Raw genomic sequence first — 2,450 nt, 5'->3', positions numbered from 1 at the left:
GGCCGAGCCGCAGGGCGGGCGCCCTCACCAGCGGTAGCGCAGGCCGCCCAGGACCCGCGCGCCATTGCCCCACTGGCAATAGTAGGTGGAGCTGCAGCTGGCGTAATAATCCTTGTCGAACAGGTTGGTGACGTTCAGCGTCGCCTGCGCGCCGGTCATGGCGGGGGCGAGCTTGCCCAGATCGTAGCGCGCCGCGAGATCGACCAGCGTGTAGCCACCGGCGCGCACCGTGTTGGCGTCGTCGCCATAGCTGCCGCCGACCACCCGCACCCCGGCGCCGAGCGTCAGCCCGTCCAGCGCCCCCGCGTCGATGGCGTAGCTGGCCCAGACCGAGCCGTAGTGATCCGGCGCCGCCTGCGGCCGCTTGCCGATATTGGCGGCGGTGGTGGAGCGCGTGACCTCGGTGTCGAGCAGCGTCAGGCTGGCGATCAGCTCGAGGTTGCGGGTGGCCTTGCCACGCGCCTCCAGCTCCAGCCCGCGCGAGCGCACCTCGCCCTGCTGCACCTGGAAGCCCGGGATGGCGCCGGGGGTGAGCACATTCTCCTGCCGGATCTCGAAGACCGAGGCGGTGAACAGCGCGCTGATGAAGGAGGGCTCGTATTTGACGCCGGCCTCCCATTGCCGCCCCTCGGTCGGGCGGAAGGCGTTGCCGGCGGCATCGGTGCCGATCACCGGCTCGAAGGAGGTGGCGTAGCTGACATAGGGCGCGATGCCGTTGTCGAAGCGGTAGAGCAGGCCGGCGCGGTAGCTGGGCGAGCGGCTCGACTGGTCGCTGCGCGTGCCGGCCAGGCGGTTCTCGCTCTCCTGCTCGGTCCAGTCGTGCCGGGCGCCGAGCAGCAGCCGGAAGCCGCCCAGGCTCATCTGGTCCTGCACATAGACGCCCAGCTGCTGCAGCGTCTGCCGGTTGTCGATGATCCGCGTCAGCGCGCCCACGGGGAGGCCGTAGCGCGGCGCCGTGACGTCGAGGGAGGAGGCGGCGCCGTAGCGGTATTCCCAGCTGCTGACCGAGCGCTGCAGGTCGAAGCCGAGCAGCGCCCGGTGCGCCACCGCGCCCGTGGTGAAGCGGAACTGCGCGGCGTTGTCGGCGGCGATGCCGTCCACCTGCTCCAGCGAGCGCAGCGCCTGGCGCGGCAGCAGCCCGCTGGCGCTGACCGGCCCGGCCATCTGCAGGCTCTGGAAGTCGAGATCGATCGCCGAGTAGCGCAGCTTCGAGGTGACGCTCACCGCGTCGCTGACGCGATGCTCCAGCGTGTAGCCGATGGCGTATTGCGTGCGGTCGTAGCGGTCGAAGGAGGGGTCGCCGACATTCAGCTTGCGGTTCAGATGGCGCCCGATCCCCGGCGCCGCCAGGCTGCGCGCGTAGAGCGAGTTGAAATAGCCGCCCTCGGGGTCGTGCTGGTAGAAGCCCTGCAGGGTCAGCCGCGTCTCGGCGCTGGGCTGCCAGGCGATCGCCGGCGCGACCGCGATGCGCTGCTCCTCCACCTTGTCGTATTGCGTGTCGGCGCGGCGGCCGATGCCGCTGAAGCTGTATTGCCAGACGCCCTCGGCATCGAGCGCGCCCTGGCTGGCCAGCCCCGCCTGCAGGCGGTCGTGGCTGCCGGCCTCCAGCCGCACCTCGTGAGCGGCGCGGGCGCTGGGGGCGCGGCTGATCTGGTTGACCAGCCCGCCCGGCGTGGTCTGGCCATACAGCACCGCGGCCGGGCCGCGCAGCACGTCGAGGCTGTCGAGCAGGAAGGGATCGACCGAGGGCAGGGCGAAGGCCTGGCCGCGCGGCAGCCGCAGCCCGTCGAGGAAATCCACCACATTGGTCGAGGTGCCGAAGCTGCCGAAGCCGCGCATGAACAGGCTGTCGTAGCGCGAGGTGGTCTCGATGCCGGTGAGCACCCCGGGGGTGTAGGCCAGCGCGTCGCGCCCGGTCTGCGCGTTCTGGTCGTCCATCTGCCGGCGGGTGACCGTGCTGACCGATTGCGGGGTTTCCACCACCGGGCTGTCGGTCTTGGTGGCGCTGGTGGTGGCGCCTTCCAGATAGCTCTCGGTGGTGCGGCCGCGCGCCCCCTCCACCGTGATCTCCGGCAGGACGACCGGCGCCGGCTGCGCCCGGGCCGGCGCGGACACCGCCGCCATGGCCACCGTTGCCAGCAGCACCGCGCGCCGCCGCGCGCCCACTCCTTCGTTCATGCCCTGTCTTCTCCGCTCCGGCCGGTCGCCCAGGCGATTCGTGCGAATGGTTATCATTCGCGAGTCGCGGCGGCTTATACGGTAAACGGGACTGGATCGTCCAGTTATTCCATATTGACCACGGCCGGAGCCTGACGGGAAGGGTCCCGGCGCGGGACAGGACCCGGGCGGCCCCGCCCGCGGTCCACCGGGGACGCAGAAGGAGCGACAGATGGGGAAAGTTCGCCGAGGGGCGCCACGCCCGGGCGGGGCGCCGCCCGGCCCGGCCGCCG

1 protein-coding gene is annotated in these 2,450 nt (G+C 71.6%); it reads right to left on the bottom strand.

The features are described from left to right. Positions 1-24 precede the first annotated feature (24 nt). Complete coding sequence (locus tag HMPREF0731_RS07055; RefSeq protein ID WP_007003372.1) at positions 25-2,178, bottom strand: TonB-dependent siderophore receptor; 2,154 nt, start codon at positions 2,176-2,178, stop codon at positions 25-27. Positions 2,179-2,450: the final 272 nt, after the last annotated feature.

Origin of the sequence: Pseudoroseomonas cervicalis ATCC 49957, from assembly GCF_000164635.1 — a bacterium.
Classification (GTDB): domain Bacteria; phylum Pseudomonadota; class Alphaproteobacteria; order Acetobacterales; family Acetobacteraceae; genus Pseudoroseomonas; species Pseudoroseomonas cervicalis.
The sequence above is the reverse complement of the archived record's forward strand: the minus strand, read 5'-3'. Positions and strand labels throughout refer to the sequence as shown.

Excerpts from the sequence above, each read along its gene's own strand:
- HMPREF0731_RS07055 (WP_007003372.1), bottom strand. The coding sequence starts at position 2,178 with ATGAACGAAGGAGTGGGCGCGCGGCGGCGCGCGGTGCTGCTGGCAACG.